At 43.6% G+C, this 19,599-nt stretch carries 16 protein-coding genes; 14 read left to right on the forward strand and 2 right to left on the reverse strand.

Going from position 1 to position 19,599, the window contains the following annotated elements:
* The 6 genes from ACSBOP_RS06970 (at nt 1) to ACSBOP_RS06995 (ending at nt 11,420) form a co-directional block, all read left to right on the forward strand.
* Nucleotides 1–1,200 (forward strand): exonuclease SbcCD subunit D, encoded by a 1,200-nt coding sequence (locus ACSBOP_RS06970; RefSeq protein ID WP_442603699.1) that lies wholly within the window; start codon nt 1–3, stop codon nt 1,198–1,200.
* Nucleotides 1,201–4,722, forward strand: coding sequence for an AAA family ATPase (locus tag ACSBOP_RS06975; protein ID WP_442603700.1), 3,522 nt, complete (start codon nt 1,201–1,203; stop codon nt 4,720–4,722).
* Between the two features lie 322 nt (nt 4,723–5,044).
* Nucleotides 5,045–7,660 carry a bifunctional acetaldehyde-CoA/alcohol dehydrogenase gene (gene adhE, locus ACSBOP_RS06980; RefSeq protein WP_442603701.1) on the forward strand — a complete coding sequence of 872 codons (2,616 nt, stop codon included), beginning with the start codon at nt 5,045–5,047 and terminating at the stop codon, nt 7,658–7,660.
* Nucleotides 7,661–7,906: 246 nt separating this feature from the next.
* Nucleotides 7,907–9,265, forward strand: a complete 1,359-nt coding sequence (locus tag ACSBOP_RS06985) for a hypothetical protein (protein WP_442603702.1) — start codon at nt 7,907–7,909, stop codon at nt 9,263–9,265.
* A 22-nt stretch (nt 9,266–9,287) separates the two neighbouring features.
* Nucleotides 9,288–9,995 (forward strand): response regulator transcription factor, encoded by a 708-nt coding sequence (locus tag ACSBOP_RS06990; protein WP_442603703.1) that lies wholly within the window; start codon nt 9,288–9,290, stop codon nt 9,993–9,995.
* Nucleotides 9,996–9,998: 3 nt separating this feature from the next.
* Entirely contained in the window at nt 9,999–11,420 is a 1,422-nt protein-coding gene (locus ACSBOP_RS06995) for a sensor histidine kinase (protein WP_442603704.1), read from the forward strand.
* Between the two features lie 91 nt (nt 11,421–11,511).
* On the opposite strand, the gene ACSBOP_RS07000 is transcribed toward ACSBOP_RS06995, so the two are convergent.
* Nucleotides 11,512–13,440 carry an FAD-dependent oxidoreductase gene (locus ACSBOP_RS07000; protein WP_442603705.1) on the reverse strand — a complete coding sequence of 643 codons (1,929 nt, stop codon included), beginning with the start codon at nt 13,438–13,440 and terminating at the stop codon, nt 11,512–11,514.
* Between the two features lie 169 nt (nt 13,441–13,609).
* On the opposite strand from ACSBOP_RS07000, the gene ACSBOP_RS07005 reads away from it, so the two are divergent.
* From ACSBOP_RS07005 to ACSBOP_RS07030, 6 genes are all read left to right on the forward strand, one after another.
* Nucleotides 13,610–13,954, forward strand: coding sequence for a histidine triad nucleotide-binding protein (locus ACSBOP_RS07005; protein ID WP_442603706.1), 345 nt, complete (start codon nt 13,610–13,612; stop codon nt 13,952–13,954).
* Nucleotides 13,955–14,095: 141 nt separating this feature from the next.
* Nucleotides 14,096–14,269 (forward strand): 30S ribosomal protein S21, encoded by a 174-nt coding sequence (rpsU, locus tag ACSBOP_RS07010; protein ID WP_258206131.1) that lies wholly within the window; start codon nt 14,096–14,098, stop codon nt 14,267–14,269.
* A gap of 15 nt (nt 14,270–14,284) precedes the next feature.
* The gene (locus ACSBOP_RS07015) at nt 14,285–14,728 is read left to right on the forward strand and encodes a GatB/YqeY domain-containing protein (RefSeq protein ID WP_442603707.1); all 444 of its coding nucleotides are present in this window, start codon (nt 14,285–14,287) and stop codon (nt 14,726–14,728) included.
* A 128-nt stretch (nt 14,729–14,856) separates the two neighbouring features.
* Nucleotides 14,857–15,498, forward strand: coding sequence for an NfeD family protein (locus ACSBOP_RS07020; protein ID WP_442603708.1), 642 nt, complete (start codon nt 14,857–14,859; stop codon nt 15,496–15,498).
* Nucleotides 15,499–15,528: 30 nt separating this feature from the next.
* Nucleotides 15,529–16,512 carry a flotillin-like protein FloA gene (gene floA / locus ACSBOP_RS07025; protein WP_442603709.1) on the forward strand — a complete coding sequence of 328 codons (984 nt, stop codon included), beginning with the start codon at nt 15,529–15,531 and terminating at the stop codon, nt 16,510–16,512.
* Between the two features lie 5 nt (nt 16,513–16,517).
* Complete coding sequence (locus tag ACSBOP_RS07030; protein ID WP_442603710.1) at nt 16,518–17,009, forward strand: hypothetical protein; 492 nt, start codon at nt 16,518–16,520, stop codon at nt 17,007–17,009.
* Nucleotides 17,010–17,066: 57 nt separating this feature from the next.
* Here the strand turns inward: ACSBOP_RS07030 and pyrH are convergent, their stop codons facing one another.
* The gene (pyrH, locus tag ACSBOP_RS07035; protein WP_442603711.1) at nt 17,067–17,837 is read right to left on the reverse strand and encodes a UMP kinase; all 771 of its coding nucleotides are present in this window, start codon (nt 17,835–17,837) and stop codon (nt 17,067–17,069) included.
* A gap of 254 nt (nt 17,838–18,091) precedes the next feature.
* Here pyrH and yqfC point away from each other — a divergent pair, with 254 nt between their 5' ends.
* Together yqfC and yqfD are read left to right on the forward strand one after the other, a co-directional pair.
* Complete coding sequence (yqfC, locus tag ACSBOP_RS07040; protein ID WP_442603712.1) at nt 18,092–18,376, forward strand: sporulation protein YqfC; 285 nt, start codon at nt 18,092–18,094, stop codon at nt 18,374–18,376.
* A gap of 27 nt (nt 18,377–18,403) precedes the next feature.
* Nucleotides 18,404–19,594, forward strand: coding sequence for a sporulation protein YqfD (yqfD, locus tag ACSBOP_RS07045; RefSeq protein WP_442603713.1), 1,191 nt, complete (start codon nt 18,404–18,406; stop codon nt 19,592–19,594).
* Nucleotides 19,595–19,599: the final 5 nt, after the last annotated feature.

Below are 19,599 nucleotides of genomic sequence, written 5' to 3' on the forward strand. Positions count from 1 at the left end.
ATGCGTATTTTGCATACAGGAGATTGGCATTTAGGACGTACATTAGAAGGGCGTTCGCGCATAGAGGAGCAAGCCGCATTCTTGGACGAGCTGTCTAATCTCGTTCGAGATGAGGACATCGATCTTGTGCTAATTGCAGGGGATATCTATGATTCTGTAAACCCTCCTGCAGCAGCTGAGAGCATGTTTTATGAAAGTCTTGCGGAACTAGCCGAGGGTGGTAAACGACACGTTGTTGTGATCTCAGGTAATCATGATCACCCAGATCGGCTAGCTGCCTCAGGTCCTCTTGCTCAGAAGCAGGGAGTGACACTTATTGGCATGCCTACACCCAATCTGCAGACCTATAACATCCAGCGTACGGGCGAACAGGCTAAGGTGTTTGGTCTACCTTATCCATCGGAAGCACGATTAAGAGAGCTTTTTACAGAAGCAGGTGAAGAGGAAAAGCTACGATCTGCATACTCAGATCGAGTTGCGAGATTAATTGCAAAAGGTGCAGAAGGTTTTCAGAACGACACCGTTAATCTGGTCATGAGCCATCTTTACGTATTAGGTGGGGCAGAGTCGGAGTCTGAGCGTCCGATTCAAGTTGGGGGTGCGTATACCGTGGATGTGAATGCATTTGCTGTAAACGCACAATATGCGGCGCTCGGACATTTGCACCGTGCTCAAAATATGAAAGCCTCTATACCTGTACGTTACTCGGGTTCTCCGCTTGCGTATTCATTCTCGGAAGCAGGACAAGCCAAGTCAGTCACGATTCTTGATTTAAAGCCGGGTCAAGCCGCTCATCCGCGAGAAGTATTCTTGCAAAGTGGGAAGCCACTTGTAAAATGGCGTGCTAAGGAAGGGCTCCCCGAGTTGTGGAGCTGGCTTGAAGAAAGACGTGATGCTTCCGCTTGGATTGATGTCGAGGTGCATCTTAAGGAAGCGATGTCACTGGAACAGATTCAGCGATTACGCAAAGCACATGATGGGTTTATTCATATTCGACCTATCTATCCGGAGATGAAGCAGGAAGAGTCGAGGGTGTCTATTGCTGAACTTAGCATGGAAGAGTTGTTCCGACGGTTTTATGTACGTCAGACTGGGGGAGCCGAGCCGGATCACGAACTTGTTCAGTTGTTCTTAGAGTTGTTGAATGAAGAGAACGACGGTGGAAATAAAGATCAAGCGAGAGAGGAGGTTGGGGTGTAGATGAAACCGATATTGTTGAAGTTATCAGGTTTACAGAGCTATCGAGAAGAACAAGTCATTGATTTTACAAAGTTGTGTGATCAGGGTGTATTTGGGATATTTGGTCCAACAGGTAGCGGGAAATCAAGTATTCTTGATGCGATTACATTGGCATTGTATGGTCGTGTTGAACGGGCGAATGGTGGGACACAGGGCATTTTGAATCATGCGGAACAAGCCTTATTCGTTTCATTTACATTCCAACTCTCTCATGCGGGAGGCGCGCAAACATATCGCGTAGAACGTCAGTTTAAACGTAACTCAGATATTTCGGTGAACAGTACGGTATCCCGACTTGTTCATATTCAAGAAGATGGGGAAAGTATTGTCCTTGCAGATAAAGCGAATGAAGTCACGGCTGGCGTTCAGCAGGTCATTGGGTTATCGATGACGGATTTTACGCGTGCAGTTGTGTTACCGCAAGGAAAGTTCGCGGAATTTTTGCTGTTGAAAGGCAGTGATCGTCGTGCGATGCTGCAGCGTTTGTTTCATCTGGAAAAATATGGTGATTTACTTAGTATGAAGGTGAGCTCACAGCTCAAACAATCGGATACGGCATTGACTGCTATTCATGCAGAACAAGTCGGTCTTGGCGATGCCTCAGAGGAAGCGCTGCAGGAAGCTAAAGGTGAGCTGCATAACTTGCAGATTCAATCAACGGCTGCTCGAACGGATTTACTGTTGAAGCAGGAAATCTATGAGGAGCAGCAGCAGGTCGTTCAGCTTCAACAAGAGGAAGAACATATTCAGAAGGAACTTCAGCAACACAGTGAGACGGATGCTGAAGTGAAGATGTGGGAAGAAAAGTTAGCGTTATCGACGAAAGCTGAAATTGTACGACCATTCATGGAAAGTTGGCAGGAAGCCGTTAAACTCGAGAAACAGCAGATGGAAAACTTGCGTGTTGCTGTTAGCGAAGCGGATAAGGCTAAAGTTGACAATGAAGCTGCAAAAATCGAATTAAATCAAGCTCAGGATGGATTAATTCGGAATGAAGAGTCGTTTATTTCCCGCATTGAATCGCTGAAATCGGCTTTAGAGATAGAACGGGAAATTACTCAAGAGCAAGAAGAAGCGGATCGATTGCAGAAACAAGCTGATGCTGTGCAGCAATCTTTTGATAAAACAATGGAAGTGCATAAATCTGCTATTGTGAGGAAAGAAAAGGCAGCATTGTTGCAGCAACAATTACAAGAACAGCTTAAATCTGCGCAAGTTCCACTTGAGAAGCGGCAGCAAATGCAGATGGCATGGAGAGAGAGTAAGGAGATGCTTAATCTTCGTGCGAAGCAAGTGGAATTGCTTAAAGAGGTTGAATCCTACAAAGATGCTTTGCACACACGTGAGGAGCAGCTTGAACAGTTGGCAATTGCAAAACGAGCATCGCAGGAACAGGTAGCACAGTGCCTGCTGGATGCGCAGCGTATTAGTGAAGGGTTTGTTTCTTCAGAATGGAAGGGCACGCTGTTAGAGACTGATGTACGAAATAGAATGGAACAAGGGAAGACATGGTTACAGCGACAAGAGCGAGATAACCTAGCAGCTATATTGGCTAGGCAGCTAGAACATGGCGAGGAATGCCCTGTATGCGGTTCGAAGCATCATCCTTTGCCTGCTGATGGAAGTCATGAAAGTGTTGATAACAGTCATGAATCTGTAGAAGTATTGAAACGTAGCTTGGATGATGCAGAGAAAATATTACAGTATGTGAGCCTGCGGAGAATGGAGTTGAAGAACGCTGTTATTCGCCTTGATACGGTAAAGCATGATGCCATTGCACTATTCGGGAGTGAGTCCGATCGTCTAATGCGAGCAGAAAGCGAAGCAGCGTTGGCGGCTCTGAGTTTGGCTCCACAATTGATCGAGCAGAAGGAAACTGTACATCCTGATATAGATTTTCTCCCACTGAATGATCAGGTTGATATCGATGTTGTTGTGTCCTCAATTGCTGGATGCGAACAGGAGAAAGAGCAGTGGGATCTAGATGTACAAGCTTGCTTGGATTCACTTGGAAGTATAGAGCGTACATGCACGGAGTTAGCAAGAACTTATCGCGAACAAGATGCGGCTTGGCAGACATGCTTCGCACAGCTGCAAGTTGAACGTACTGCCTATGAAAGGCAGGATGCAAAACGAAGTGAATTAGGGAAAGAATTAGACGAGCGCTCAGAAGCTTGGAATCAAGCTTATCCGGGACTATTGGTGGAAGATGTCGATTCGCAAATGAATGCGATACATGAGCAGGAACGTCTTGCAGAAGAATTGCGCAGTCGGTTAGAGAAAAGCGTAACTGTACTCGAAGGAATGCAGGCTGAAGGTGAGCGCCTTCGCGGTGAAACCGAATCGCTCAGCCGAGACATCCTGCTGCTGCGCACGCAGGCTGAGAGCGCCGCGCAGCGAGCCGCGGCGAAGAACCAGGCGCTGCGCGCCCGCTTCGGCGATGCCCCCGTGCCGGGGCTCATCGCCGAATCTACCGCAGCGCTCGAAGCGCTGCGGATGCGCGCGCGCGAGGCCGCCGCAGCGCATGAGCGCACGCGCGACGCACACGCGCATGCGCAGCAGCGGCACTCTGCCGCTGCTGAGGGCAGCGCGGCGGCGAGCCGCGGCCGCGCCGAGACCGAGCGCCGGCTGCGCGAGGCGCTCCAGGCGGCCGCCTTTGCCACAGGCGAGGCGGCGATGGCTGCGCTGCTCGCGAGCGATGTGGCTCGCGAGTGGACAGCTCGCGTGCAGGCGCACCGCGAGCGGGCGACTGCCCTGCGTGCGGCACACGCAGGGGTAAGCGCTAAGCGGCGCGGACGTTCCGTCGCCGCTGAAGAGTGGACACGCGCTCAGTCCGAGCGCGTGGATGCCCAGGAGCGCCTGGAAGCGGCGCTCCAAGCTACTGCGCGAGCGGAGCAGACACTCGCCACGTTAATGGAGAAGCACGCGAGATGGAGCGTGCTTCAGACCAAGCGTGACGAACTGGAGCAGCATCGTGGCAGGCTTCTTAAGCTGCAAAGTACACTAAAGGCGAATGCTTTTGTCGAGTTTTTGGCAGAGGAACAATTGCTCGGCGTCTCACGACTTGCATCCGAGCGCCTCAGTCAGCTGACAAGACGTCGTTATGCACTTGAAGTCGATTCAGGCGGTGGTTTTATCATTCGAGATGATGCCAATGGAGGAGTTAGACGACCAGTTACAACCTTATCTGGCGGCGAAACCTTCTTGACATCGCTGGCTCTAGCACTTGCCTTATCTGCGCAAATTCAGCTTAAAGGACAGTACCCGCTTGAATTCTTTTTCCTAGATGAAGGATTCGGAACATTAGATGGCGACCTGCTGGATACGGTCATCACCGCACTTGAGCAGCTGCATATGGATAAACTCGCGGTCGGTGTCATTTCCCATGTGCCAGAACTTCGCGCAAGATTATCTCGCAAGCTCATCGTGCATCCACCAGAGCCATCTGGACATGGGACACGCATTGAACTGGAACAGGGTTAAGTAACCGAACGTTCCCCAAAAGACTGACCTTCGCATCTTGCAACAGGTGTAAAGGCAGTCTTTTTTTATAAAGAGAATAAGCTGTTCACAACTTTGTGATATTTTTCACGTAATAAGTGATTTTTTTCACATGCAATAAAACTTGCTATCGCATATAATATAGACATGAGGTGAACAGTATTACTTATCACATCATCAGAACAAGGGATATGTACTTGATCTTGACAGAGATTTGATCGAGTTTTTCAGTTAAAAAGAAATGATACCTCGTTCTAATAGGGCAAGCATTTCTTAAATAGAGATTTAATTGGAGGGGAAGCAAATGGCTAAAACAGAAACAGAAAAAGAAATCAAAAAGCCAGTTACCGCACAAGACCAAGTAAATGAATTAGTGAAAAAAGCGAAGGTTGCATTGGATCAATTTATGTCAATGAATCAAGAACAGATCGATCTCATCGTTCATGAGATGGCCCTCGCAGGTGTTGACCAGCATATGGTACTTGCTAAATTGGCTCACCAAGAAACAGGCAGAGGCGTTTATGAAGATAAAATAATTAAGAACATGTTTGCAACAGAATACATTTACCATAGCATCAAGAACGATAAAACAGTTGGAGTAATTGAAGATAACTCATATGGTAATTTTCAAAGAATTGCAGAACCTATAGGTATAGTTGCAGGGGTTACACCTGTAACGAATCCAACATCCACAACGATGTTTAAATCATTAATTGCGATCAAGACTCGTAACCCAATCATCTTCGCATTCCATCCATCTGCACAAAAAAGCTCTGCGGAGGCTGCGCGTGTCTTACTAGAGGCTGCGGTCAAACATGGAGCACCAGAAAATTGCATACAATGGATCGAACTTCCATCTATTGAAGCAACAAATGCACTAATGAATCACCTTGATGTATCCCTTGTACTTGCAACTGGTGGTTCAGGGATGGTAAAGGCTGCATATTCCACGGGTAAACCTGCACTTGGCGTAGGTCCTGGTAACGTTCCTTGCTTTATCGAGAAAACAGCGAATATTCAACAAGCTGTTACTGATCTTATTTTATCCAAAACATTCGATAACGGTATGATTTGTGCTTCTGAACAAGCTGTTATTATTGAAAAACCAATCTATGATCAAGTGAAAAAGCTCCTTATTGAAAAAGGCTGCTACTTTACAAATAAAGCGGAAACAGAAAAATTAACAAAGCTTGCGATAAACCCTGATAAATGTGCAGTAAATCCAGACATCGTAGGACAACCAGCTGCTAAAATTGCTGCTCTTGCTGGTATTGAAGTACCGGAAGATACAAAAATTTTGATCGCTGAAATTGAGGGTGTTGGACGTGATTTCCCACTATCTGCTGAGAAATTATCTCCAATCCTAGCTTGTTATAAAGTAAATTCGGCTGAAGAAGGCATTGAGCGTGCTGCACAAATCGTTCGATTTGGCGGTATGGGACACTCATCTGCTATTCACTCCCAAGATCAAGAGGTTATAGCAGCGTTCGGTAAACGTCTACAAACAGGCCGTATCATTGTGAACTCTCCTTCTACACAAGGTGCAATTGGCGACCTATACAATACGAACCTACCTTCCTTGACACTTGGCTGTGGTTCATATGGACGTAACTCCACAACTTCTAACGTGACGGCGGTGAATCTGATTAACGTAAAAAGAGTGGCACATCGTACAGTAAATATGCAATGGTTCAAAATTCCTTCTAAGGTATACTTTGAAAAAGGATCAACGCAATATCTAGCTAAAATGCAGGATATTTCTCGGGTAATGATCGTAACCGATGAAGTCATGGTCAAGCTTGGGTATGTGGAAAAAGTAGAACACTGGTTGCGCCAACGTCAAGTTCCGGTTGCAATAGAAGTATTCTCCGCTGTTGAAGCTGATCCATCAGTTGACACTGTTGAAAGAGGAACTGCACTCATGAATGAGTTCAAACCCGATTGCATTATTGCGCTGGGCGGAGGTTCACCAATGGATGCGGCTAAAGCAATGTGGTTGTTCTACGAATATCCAGATGCAAACTTTAGCGATTTGAAACAAAAATTCTTAGATATCCGCAAACGTGTCTATCAATACCCACGCTTAGGTAAGAAGACGAAATTTGTTGCGATCCCTACAACATCAGGCACGGGTTCTGAAGTTACATCCTTTGCCGTTATCACAGATAAGAGCGAAGGAAATAATACAAAGTATCCGCTTGCTGATTATGAATTAACACCAGACGTAGCGATTATCGATCCTGAGTTTGTGTACTCCCTGCCTAAGACATCTGTTGCAGATACCGGTATGGATGTTCTGACACATGCGATCGAAGCTTATGTATCTGTCATGGCAAGTGATTATACCGATGGTCTTGCGATTAAAGCGATCCAATTGGTGTTCGAACATCTTGAGAACTCTTATAAAACGGCTTGTCCGATTGCCCGTGAGAAAATGCATAATGCATCCACACTTGCAGGTATGGCCTTCGCTAACGCGTTCCTTGGCATTAACCACTCCTTGGCACACAAGTGGGGCGGACAATACCATACCGCACATGGACGCACAAATGCCATTTTAATGCCACATGTTATCCGTTATAATGCGAAAAAACCAACGAAATTTGCTTCATTCCCGAAATACAGCCATTTCGTTGCAGACCAACGCTATGCGGAAATCGCAAGAATTTTGGGACTTCCAGCTCGTACAACAGAAGAGGGTGTCAACTCCTTAGTGCAGGCTATTCGTGACATGAATAAGAGATTGAACATCCCTGAAAGCTTCCAAGCACTTGGTTTTGATGCAAAAGACTTCGAATCCAAGGTCGACTATCTAGCGGATCGTGCATTCGAAGATCAATGTACAACAGCGAATCCTAAAATGCCACTTGTAAGCGAACTTGCCGACGTCTACCGCGACGCTTTTTACGGTAGATTTTAATCAAAAGCAATCCGAATATATATAATTCCTTCTCTCTTTTCTGCTATAAGCCGTGCAAAGTAATTTGCGCGGCTTTTTTGCGCATGTATGACGATCTAAAGGAATTAGATCCCTCGTAGTCTCCAAATTGCTTTGTCCTGTTGTTTTTGTTACTGTATTGTTACGCTTTTTAAAGGCACATTTTCTACAATGAATACAATTCTTGGCTTGCAAACATTCATAACCTTGAAGGAGGACGCGTAACGAATGCGTAAAATATCTCTTAGTTTCGTCCTGCTCGCAATATCGCTTTTATTTAGCGGATGCAGCTTTCAGACATTCCCGACTGAACTGCTTCGTGCACCCAAAATGACCTCCGATCTTAACCAAATTCGCGAAGCGGTTTCTTACTATATGCCCTCAGGTGCTAGGTTATTAATCCCATCGCGGCATCGGACCTTAGAATCCTCCATTCAAGAAGTTGATTTGGACGGTGACGGAGTAGATGAAGCCGTTGCCTTTTATAAGATTGAAAAATCTCAGCTCGAAGTTGGCATCCTTATATTGAAAAAAGAAGGTACAAAATGGATCAAAACGGAGCAATACTCCGATGTTGGTACATCTATTGATTACATTCAATTTAGCGATTTATCTGGTGATGGCAAGAAAGAACTACTTGTCGGATGGAATAGCGGCGACTTGGGTATCAAGCAGCTTAATATTTACAGCTATGAGAATGAAAAGCTAAAACAAGTTGGTCAAATGAGTTATTCCGATCTAGCGCTTGATGATCTCGATAAAGATGGCAAACAAGATCTTGTGTTGTTCAATCACGATCATGTGAAATTGGAGTCAAGTGCTACCTTGTACCATATGGAAAAACAGCGAATGGTAAAATTAGATACCATTCCATTAGATGGAGCAATTAATGGGTTTACGCAAGTGATTTCAGGTCAGGCGACTCCAGACAAAAAAGGTGTATTTGTTGAAATTAATGTTGGCGCACATTCCGCTTATACACTGTTACTGACTTTAGAGGGCGGTAAACTACGTGATATATTAAAAGATCAGTATGATAAGACGTTTAAAGCATACGCGTTTCCATCTGAAGATATGAATGGTGATAATATCATTGAAATTGCGCTTTTAGAAGAGCCACCTCTTTCAGAAAATTTGAGCATGGCAGAAATGCCTTGGATCACGAATTGGGTACAATGGGATGGAAAGAAAGGGCTGACCTCAGTTCGTAAAAATTATAATAATTATACGGCCGGATATCGTTTTGATTTTCCGCAAACTTGGAATTCTTATATGACCATTCAGAGGAAAGAAAGCGATAATAGCGGTGAATCAGTATTTTATTATATTTCCGAAGATAAACAGCGATTAATTCCACTTGCATCGATTCGATATGTTGACAGCCTGGACTGGCCGGATACCGAGAAGAAATTGAAGGATGCGGATACGGATTACACGTTGATTGGACAAAACTATGGAAAGACGATATTTGCTTTGGTATACCCAATGCCGGAAAATCTAAAACCTAGTGATCGAAATCGATATAACAGTCTTAGAACGAGTACGACCTATTTGGATCAGAACATTAGCATTCTAAATGTAAATTAAATTGGAAGAGGAGGATGGTTAATTGGAAGCCAAAGTTCTTGTACTAGAAGATGAATCATCCATTCGCAGTTTTGTCCGTGTTAATTTAAAAAGAAGTGGGTATCAAGTTATAGAGGCAGAGACTGGCGAACAAGCAATTGAGGCAGTGAAAAATGAACCGACTATCAGTGTTGCGTTACTTGATGTGATGCTTCCAACCTCTTGTTCAGGCTTTGATGTATGCCGCGAATTACGTAAGACATATCCACATATTGGCATCATTATGCTCACCGCCAAAGGTCAAGATCTAGACAAGGTTGAAGGTTTTGAAAGTGGTGCGGACGACTATGTAACCAAGCCATTCTCACCCGTAGAGTTAGTCGCAAGGGTCAAAGCGCTTCATCGCAGAATGAGTGCTGCCATTGCTGTCCAGGAAACGACCGATAATGATATGCAACATTCAGGCCCTTTTTCGATCTCGATGAATACACGTAAATTTTATAAGAATAACGAGCTGATTGAACTGACACCTACAGAATTTTCGATTATCAAACTTTTTATGGATTCTCCGAACAAAAGCATTTCCCGGGACGATATACTCAATGAAATATGGGGAAGACATTACATGGGTGATTTAAAAATTGTCGATGTCAATATACGCCGAATCCGTCAAAAAATAGAGGACCAACCTTCTCAACCTCAATATATTGAAACGGTGTGGGGATACGGATATTTGTGGAAGAAGGAATAACTCTTGAATAGTATTAAAGGTAGAGTTGTATGGAAATTTGTTATCATTATTTTTGTTGTCGTGGTCTTAATGGGCGGCATGTTTACAGGGATGACGTGGCAGTACTATTATGGGAGCGCTTCTCACGCCCTGAACCAGAAAGCAGATATTTCTGTTGCATTTTATAATAAATATATGGAAGATTCCTCCTTGCAGGAAAAGGCTAGATATATCCTTGACAACGCTCCAGATAATGATGAAACCAGAACGGAAATCCTTGATCCCCAAGGTGGTCTAATTATTGATTCTTACGGATTCCACACGGAAGACAAAATAACGACACCTGATGTGAAGTCAGCATTAAAAGGTGATACAGGACATTGGATCGGACCGAATGAAAAGACAGGTGAGCGTATACTTGCCTTATCCAAGCCATTAAAGAGGGAAAATACAGTCATTGGCGTCATACGTTATACCACATCCATGGAACTCATTGATGAGACGGTACGATTAATTGTGTTTATGACTGTCGGAGTTGGTATTGCCATTATCTTGTTAGCCATTGGAGGCTCAATTATTATGGCGAATCAAATCGTACGTCCAATACAGGAATTGACACAGGTTGCTAAGACACTGGCTGATGGTAATTTTGAAGTGAGAGCAATTAAACGACAGGATGATGAAATTGGTCATTTGGCAGAAACACTCAATTATATGAGTTCAGAGATTTTACGTAATGATCAGTTGAAAAATGAATTTATATCTTCCATATCCCATGAACTCCGCACGCCGCTTACTTCGATTAAAGGTTGGAATGAAACCCTTGTATCCGGAGAAATGGAGGATAAGGAGGAAATTCATGAGGGATTAAATGTTATTTCCAAAGAGACTGATCGTCTAATCGGGTTAGTTGAAAATTTACTCGATTTCTCCAAACTACATGGAGATACGATGACCCTTCACTATGACGATCTCGATATGAACCAGATCGTAACCGAAATCGGAAGTCAATTCATCCCGATCTGTACACGTAAACAAATCGACCTGAAGCTTATGATGCAAGAGGGCGTGATATGGATTGAAGGAGACGCCAATCGGCTTAAGCAAGTGCTCATTAACTTACTGGATAACGCAATCAAATTCACTCCTATAGGCGGTACCATTTCTATTACGACCAAGCAAGAAGAGAGCGTGGTACTTGTTCAAGTACAAGACACTGGTACAGGCATTCCGCCTGATAAGCTAAGATATGTAACGGATAAATTCTACAAAGCAGGAACACTACATCCTGGCACTGGACTAGGCTTATCCATAAGTAAGGAACTCACGCGACTGCACGGTGGTCTCATGCATATCACGAGTAACCTGAACGAAGGCACAACAGTCACTTTAGAATTTCCTGCCCTTGATCTCACAACTATCGACTTTGATCCTCCATCTAGTTAATTACTGAAGCTTAAGAATCTTGATTATCATTTTCATTTTATGAATATAAAAAAGGATGGCAATTTAGCCATCCTTTCATTCATTCATTCATCTAGACTAAAGCAGTACTAGCCTCAACCTCTTTTAGAACTAGCTTAGCTGCGTTGCGTGCACTTGAGAACGAACGCTCAGCCAACTCTCCCTTGCCCTGACAACCATCGCCACAGAAGTAGAACGGCACATTCTCAACACGTGTGGGAAGCAACGAGTTTGTTGCAATATTTTTGACTGAGGCGACCATCGCCTTCTTGGACACCCGTTTCACAGCAACATGATCTCTCCAACCCGGATAATACGTATCGAATAACGATTCCATCTGTACGGTCTTGTTTTCGAGATATGCTTTACGCTCCTCATCACTTTCGAAGTTGTCGCTTAAGTAAGCAATCGCTTGCAACAATTGTCCACCAGGAGGAACGAGTGTATGGTCTGTCGCGGATACATCCGAGATAAACAACTTGTTATCCATATCTGAGATGTAGCTGAACGGACGCGCTACAACTTGGCTTAGACCAATGTCATACACCATGACTTCAGTGGATGTATTATTCTCATAATCGGATAAAAACGGTTCCCAAGGTGTGTTTCTCAGCATTTTAACAACTTGTTGGACCGGCATTGCAAAGATTACTTTATCAAAAGCCATCTCACGATTTTTTGTCATAAGGACGAATTTTTTGTCCTGATACTTAATCCCGTCAACGCCTTCTTGCAGAGCAATCTCAAATCGATTGGAATCCGTGATTTTCGTACGCAAACCATTCGTAATCACAGCCCAAGAGCCGAGTACATAGTTGACTGGGCGAGAAGACAGGAACAGATTGTGGTAATATTCTGAAATAACAGGTCCTGGAACTTTACGAGCTTCTTCAGGCGTGATGAAGAAGTTTGAACATACGAGATGTTCCCATAATTCCTTAATTTCCTCACTTGCATCGGATTCTGCTAAATATTCACCTAGTGTTGCGAAGTTTTTAACATTATGGATATGGCCGATGATTGCAGCAATTTCGCCAACAAAACGTACTTTTTCCAATGGGTTAAGCAGTTCTGTACGCATTAAGTTAACGAAATCCAGTGGAGCCGGAGTGAGTTGACCATGTTTAGCGTACATTACTTTGCGTTTATCGACTTGCTTCGAGGAGAAAGATAGACCCAATTCCTTTTCAAGGGCAGATATGTTGTGGCGATCAATGCCATAGATGGCATGGGCGCCATAGTTTAATGTGAAACCAGCTTTTTCATACGTAAAGGCACGTCCGCCAAGCTGAGGACTTCTTTCGAATAATACACCTTCAATTAATCGATTTTCAGATAAATAAGCTGCTGCTGTAAGTCCCGCTAGCCCGCCTCCGATTACTGCAACCTTCATTACAGACTCCTCCTTGATTTCCGGTTCTAGTTGAAAAGGAATGGATGTACCTTCTACACGAAGACCTGCCCAAACCCAAGACAAATTACTTCGAAGCAAATGAGTGAGAACATCATCAGATTCATCCTCTGCGCACCAGCGCAATAATGTACCCATATACGTTGTGATAAGTAATTCTGCCTTTCTGGCATCCGGGAGCCAGTGACCAATTGCTTCTCGAAGCGTTTGCATAAATTGTTCTTGAACTGCACCTGCTGTTTCATTATGTAGAGCAAGAGCAGTCATCGAGCGCATTAAACGAGGATAGGCTATGGCATTAGACGCTAAGTCTACAAATAGTCGATTAATGTGACCTTCTACAGAAAGAACTTGGGATGGCTTGTGAAGCATCCAAGCATTTACGATCTGTATTTGTTTATGAGCGATTTCGCAAATGATTTCATCTTTCGCTTGGAAGTAGTGGTAAAAAGTCCCTTTAGAAATGCCGCTTTTGGCAATTATGTCATCAACGGAAACGCTCTCAAAACCATGTTCCATAAACAGCTCGAGAGCTGTTTCGACCACAGTTTCCCGCTTTTTTCGAGTACTGGCTCGCATGAAAGGATTCATTCGGACATACCCCATTTCAAGTGCTTTTCTTCAGTATATCGTGTTGGGATACGAAGCGTCCAGAGTAAATTAGACTAATAGTCTAAAATATTTTAAAAACTTAGTTTTTGCGATTTGCTTTATAATTTTGTATGATAGTGATAAAGTGTAAGGAAAGGGTTGAAATACGATGGATTGTATTTTTTGCAAAATTGTTGATGGCGAGCTTCCTGCTAAGAAGCTGTTTGAGAACGATGTTGTCGTAGCTTTTCATGATATTAACCCTGCTGCACCTGTTCATGTAGTCATTATTCCTAAAAAGCACATCGCTTCCATGAATGATGTGGAAGATGATGATTGGCCGATTATCGCGGAGATGAACCGCGCAGCCCAAATTGTTGCACGTGATCTTGGTATCGCCGATAGTGGGTACCGTACAGCGAATAATTGCGGGAAAAATGGAGGCCAAGAGGTGTATCACATACATAATCACCTACTTGGAGGAGCAAAGCTTAAACCGCTTGCATCTGTTTAACAGCCCTCAAGGACAATGTGGCATATAATTGAGATGCGAAAGTAAGCCGTTTTTTATTGACAGTTGGCCCATCTTTCACATATAATGTAGTTTGATGAACCGCTTTGTCTTGGACGGTCTATTCGGAGGGAGGGAAAACTGGTGTCGGAAACTCGCGTTCGAAAGAATGAAACTATAGATGCTGCTCTTCGTCGTTTTAAGCGTTCCATTGCGAAAGATGGCGTTTTAGCAGAAGTAAAAAAACGCAAACACTATGAGAAGCCTAGTGTGAAGCGCAAATTGAAGTCTGAGGCTGCTCGTAAGAGAAAGTTCTAGGAGGCAACACGTTACATGAATTTAAGCGAACGATTGAACGAAGATATGAAACAAGCGATGAAGAGTCAGGACAAGTTTAAACTCTCTGTAATCCGTATGGTTCGTAGCGCGGTAAAAAACATTGAAATCGAACAGCGTAAAGCTCTAGAAGACAATGAAGTGCTTGACGTTCTTAGTCGCGAGATCAAACAGCGTAAAGATTCCCTCCAAGAATTTGAAAAGGCAGGTCGTGAAGATCTGGCTGAACCACTTAAAGCAGAAATTGACATTCTCATGGAGTACTTGCCGCAACAGTTGTCTGAGGAAGAAGTTAAAGCTATTGTACAGCAGACCATCCAAGAAGTGGGAGCTTCCTCAAAAGCGGATATGGGAAAAGTGATGAGTGCACTTATGCCGAAAGTAAAAGGACTTGCTGATGGCAAGATTGTCAATCAGTGTGTTCAACAATTATTATCCTAAGACTTAAACATAAGACCGGAAGAAGGTGACTTCTTCCGGTCTTTTCTATTTTTTTGAAACGATATTTGTCGAATTACGTAATACCTTTTATTAGGAATGAAAAAACGATTGGGAAAGGGGGCGTTCGAATGTTAAGTGCAATAGCATCAACACCTTATCTCTATGTCATTTTACTCCTCATCGGTACTGTAGGCATTTTGTTGGAGTTACTTTTCTTGAAGAAAGGAATGTTCTTGTTTGCAGGTGTTGTTGCTTTTGGTCTCTACTTCGCACTTCAATTCGCAGCAGGAACTGGTGAATACACGGATCTTATTCTTTTCGGTGTAGGAATTGTATTCTTGCTATTGGAATTAATTGTGGTCAGCTTTGGGATTCTAGGTATAGTGGGTGGTTTGTGTGTGTTCACAGGAGTGATACAAGCGGCACCGAACCCGACCGAAGCTTTATATGCTGCAATTGTAGCTATTGTGCTTGCCGTTATCGTTATTCTGATTATTTTGAAGTATTTTGCGCGAAGCAGTTCTTGGCAGCGCTTAATCCTCAAGGAACAGTTAACGACAGAAGAAGGATTTATTTCTGCACCTGACCAAAAGTTCCGCCTTGCTCAGCGAGGTGTTGCGATTACGCCACTTCGACCTTCTGGTACCGCTTCAATCGAAGGTAATCGAGTTGATGTGGTCACACAAGGAGAGTTTATCGCAAGCGGCAGTTCCATTGAAGTTATTCAAGTTGAAGGTGTACGTGTTGTTGTACAAGTTGTTAAAGAGTAGTTGTGGGGTTAATTTGAGGGAGGAATAGGAATGGATCAACAGGTATTTAACTTTATTATTATTGGACTTATTGTAGTGGCATTAATTATTTTCTTCAGCTTCGTGCCGGTAATGCTATGGATTTCAGCATTAGCATCAGGTGTTCGCGTTTCTTTATTGACTCTTGTTGCCATGCGAATTAGACGTGTAACACCGAGCCGGATCATTAATCCGTTAATTAAGGCGACAAAAGCAGGTATCGATTTAAATCTAAATCAGTTGGAAAGTCACTATTTAGCAGGCGGTAATGTCGACCGTGTTGTCAATGCGCTAGTAGCGGCACACCGAGCGAATATTATGTTGGAGTTTGAACGTGCAGCTGCAATTGACCTTGCAGGTCGTGATGTTCTTCTTGCTGTTCAAATGAGTGTTAATCCACGTGTGATTGAAACACCAGTCGTTTCTGCCGTAGCAAAAGACGGGATTGAAGTCCGTGTTATTGCTCGTGTAACGGTTCGTGCAAACATTGATCGACTTGTCGGTGGTGCTGGTGAAGAGACGATTATTGCTCGTGTAGGTGAAGGTATCGTAACAACAGTAGGTTCTTCCTCTTCTCATAAGAATGTACTTGAGAATCCAGATATGATCTCTCGTACCGTATTAGATAAAGGTCTTGATGCAGGGACAGCATTTGAAATTCTGTCCATTGATATTGCGGATGTGGATGTAGGTAAAAATATTGGTGCTCATTTGCAAACGGAACAAGCAGAAGCGGATAAGCGTATCGCCCAGGCTAAGGCAGAAGAGCGTCGTGCAATGGCGGTTGCACAAGAGCAAGAGATGGTGGCACGCGTCGTTGAGATGCGCGCAAAAGTGGTTGAATCTGAATCACAAGTGCCGCTTGCGATGGCAGAAGCGTTCCGCTCAGGTAATTTAGGAATTATGGATTATATGAACTACAAAAATGTGGGAGCTGATACGCAAATGCGTCAATCGATCAGCGAAATGAATGACGGAAAATCCGATAAGGAATAATGCCGATGGAAAAAATCATCGATTTAATCTTAAAAAATTGGGTATTTGTAGTCATCATTATTAGTGTGTTGACTTCGCTTTGGAGTAAGATTAATAAGAGTAATCCGACTGGCACTGAGAATCGTCCGATGAAAGATATGCCTTCATTCGGAGGTGGCACATCTCACAAGAAGCTAGATAATAGAGATAGAGAAGATGATGATGAATATGAGGATACACCTGAACGTACGAAGGGGCAGATCGCTCCATCTGTAGCAGCGATGGACAGTGATACTGTGATTCGGACGAAAATGGTTATGAGAGAGCATGAAGAAGGATCAGGTGAGCCGCGTGAGGCGCTTAATTTGATGCGATCTGCTGATGCGCTCGTCTCGAAAAAGCCTCTAACTCATGAAAAACGAACAAGTGTTACAATTTCGCAAAAGAACATGGCCCAAGCGATCATTTGGTCCGAAATTCTAGGACCCCCACGTTCAAAGAAACCGCGTATTCGATAAAAAAACAATAATGGCTAGGAAAGTCGGATCTCATTTCCGCTTTCCTAGCCATTTCTATTATTGACCGACTGCTTCTTCGCTGTAACGCATGATGGACTCGGCACTAATGAGCGTGCCAATTTGATTGCCAGTTAAGATTTGTTTCATAGAACCAGGTTTATCGAAATCGAATACATGAATCGGAACTTTGTAATCCCTCGCCAAAATAAATGCAGATTGATCCATCACTTTGAGATCGTGTTGAAGGACATCATTATAATGCAGGGAGTCATATTTTTTCGCATCAGCGTGATATTTAGGATCTTTGTTATATACGCCATCCACCCCTTGTTTGGCGACGAGTATGGCGTCACACTCAACTTCGATTGCACGCTGGACGGATGGGTAATCGGTCGTAACGAATGGTTGACCGTTGCCACCCGCGAAGATGACGATGTACCCTTTTTCAAGATGATGTATAGCCCTGAGGCGGATATATGGCTCTGCGACTGAACTGACGGGAATAGCAGTCATGACCCTTACTTCGGCATTTGTTCGTGCCTTTAGTACACCTCTTAGCATGAGGCTGTTGATGACGGTTGCAAGTGTGCCGATATTATCTGCTTCTGCTCGTTCAATTCCCCAGTTTTCACCCATATTGCCTCTAAAAATATTCCCTCCGCCGATAACAATAGAGACCTCGATCCCCATATTTATGACCGACACGATTTCGCTGGCAATATGCTCTAACTGCAGAGGGTCAAATCCGAACTCACTACTGCCTGCGACGGCTCCACCACTTAGCTTAATAAGCACTCTTTTATACAATATAGCCACCTCCAACGTCATAAAAAAACACTAAAGCTTAATAGCCTTAGTGTTAAAAGAATGAAAATATGAAACGAAAAAGATTCGATTGATTCGCTGTATTGTTCGTGTCATACATTCACCCCCTGAATATTCTCAATATTTAACTATATTCCAATTGAAGCAAAAATGCAATCTATAATTACCTTCTTCATAAATTTCGATCACGCTGCATATGGATGTTAAAAGCTATGCCTATGTCTGCGAGATGCTGTGTATAGAGGAGGTGTGGAGCTATGGGACGCTTAACACGTAAATTGAACCAATTTGCTGCGAAAATGTTGGATTTGCCACAAGACGTTGTTCAAGATTTGCCACGGATTACACTGATCGGCAATGTTCAATTGTATTTGGAAAATCATCAAGGGGTGCTCCATTTCTCCGATGAGCTTCTTCGTTTGCAGCTTTCAAAAGGGCAAGTTGAAGTGACAGGTAAACAGCTAGTCATTCGTGCCATTTTGACGGAAGAAGTGTTTATTGAGGGTTTTATCGATAGTGTGAAGTACATACCTAAAAGTTAAATTAAAGTCCGAATAGGGGGATGGGACATGCAGTCAGCAATGATGACATGGTTTCAAGGGTCTGTTTGTGTAGAAGTGAAAGGTAAAGACACAGATGGTTTTCTAAATGCGGTATTATCTCGCTCTCTGCATGTCTGGGACATTCGTTATCTAGGGCCCAATAAAATTCAGTTGAATCTGATGCTGCGCGACTTTTTTAAGTTGCGTCCAATTTTACGTCGGACAGGCTGTAAAGTGCATGTGACTGGGCGTAAAGGTGCGCCTTTTGTTCTTGAAAAAATGAGCAAACGGAAAATTTTTATTGGAGGGATTGCTGCTTTTGTTATTGCTCTGTACATGCTGACATCGTTAGTGTGGCAAGTGTCTATTACAGGTAATGATAAAATCTCAGAATCCGTCATTATGCAAGCTGCGGCAAAACAAGGGATATACCGTTTTCAATGGAAATACCGATTGAAGGATACAGCAGAGCTCGCTAAACAGTTGCAAGCCAATCTCCCAGAAACGACTTGGGTCGGGATTGAAGTGAGAGGGACTCATCTACATATTCATGTTGTTGAAGCGCGTATTCCAGAAGAGAAGCCGCTCCAATCTCCGCGGAATCTCATTGCTTCTAAAAATGCACTGGTTACTGAAATTTTAACGACGAAAGGAAAACCTCTCGTGAAGCCGCAGACGTATGTCAGGCAGGGTGATGTTCTCATTTCGGGCTATATCGGAGATGCGAATTACAGCCAAGCGGTTGTAGCAGAGGGTATAGTGAGAGGAATCGTATGGTACACCTCGAAAATTGAATCGCCTTTATCTCGCCAATATAAGGTGTTAACAGGTGAGTCCAAGAGCCGGAATTATCTCGTCATTGGCTCTCGTGCGTTGAAAATAACAGGCTTTGGGAAGCCTTCTTTTAACCAATATGAAACAAATGTGAAGCGAAGCACGCTGCAATGGCGTAATTTTACGCTGCCAATTGGTTGGATGACAGAGAAACTGATGGATATGCGTGTGATTGAACAATCAATTGATCCGCAGCAAGCTAAAGAGACGGCAATTGCGCAAGCTAGAGAGGAATTATTGGCTCAGACAGGTACAGGTTCACGCATTATCTCCCAAAATATTTTGCATGAGAAAACAGAGAGTGGTAAAGTTTATATGGAAGTTCATTTTGCAGTAGAAGAAAATATTGTGCAGGAACAACCTATTGCTACACAAGGAGAATGAATCTA

The organism is Paenibacillus sp. KN14-4R (genome assembly GCF_052180255.1).
In the GTDB taxonomy this organism is placed as follows: Bacteria; Bacillota; Bacilli; order Paenibacillales; family NBRC-103111; genus Paenibacillus_AM.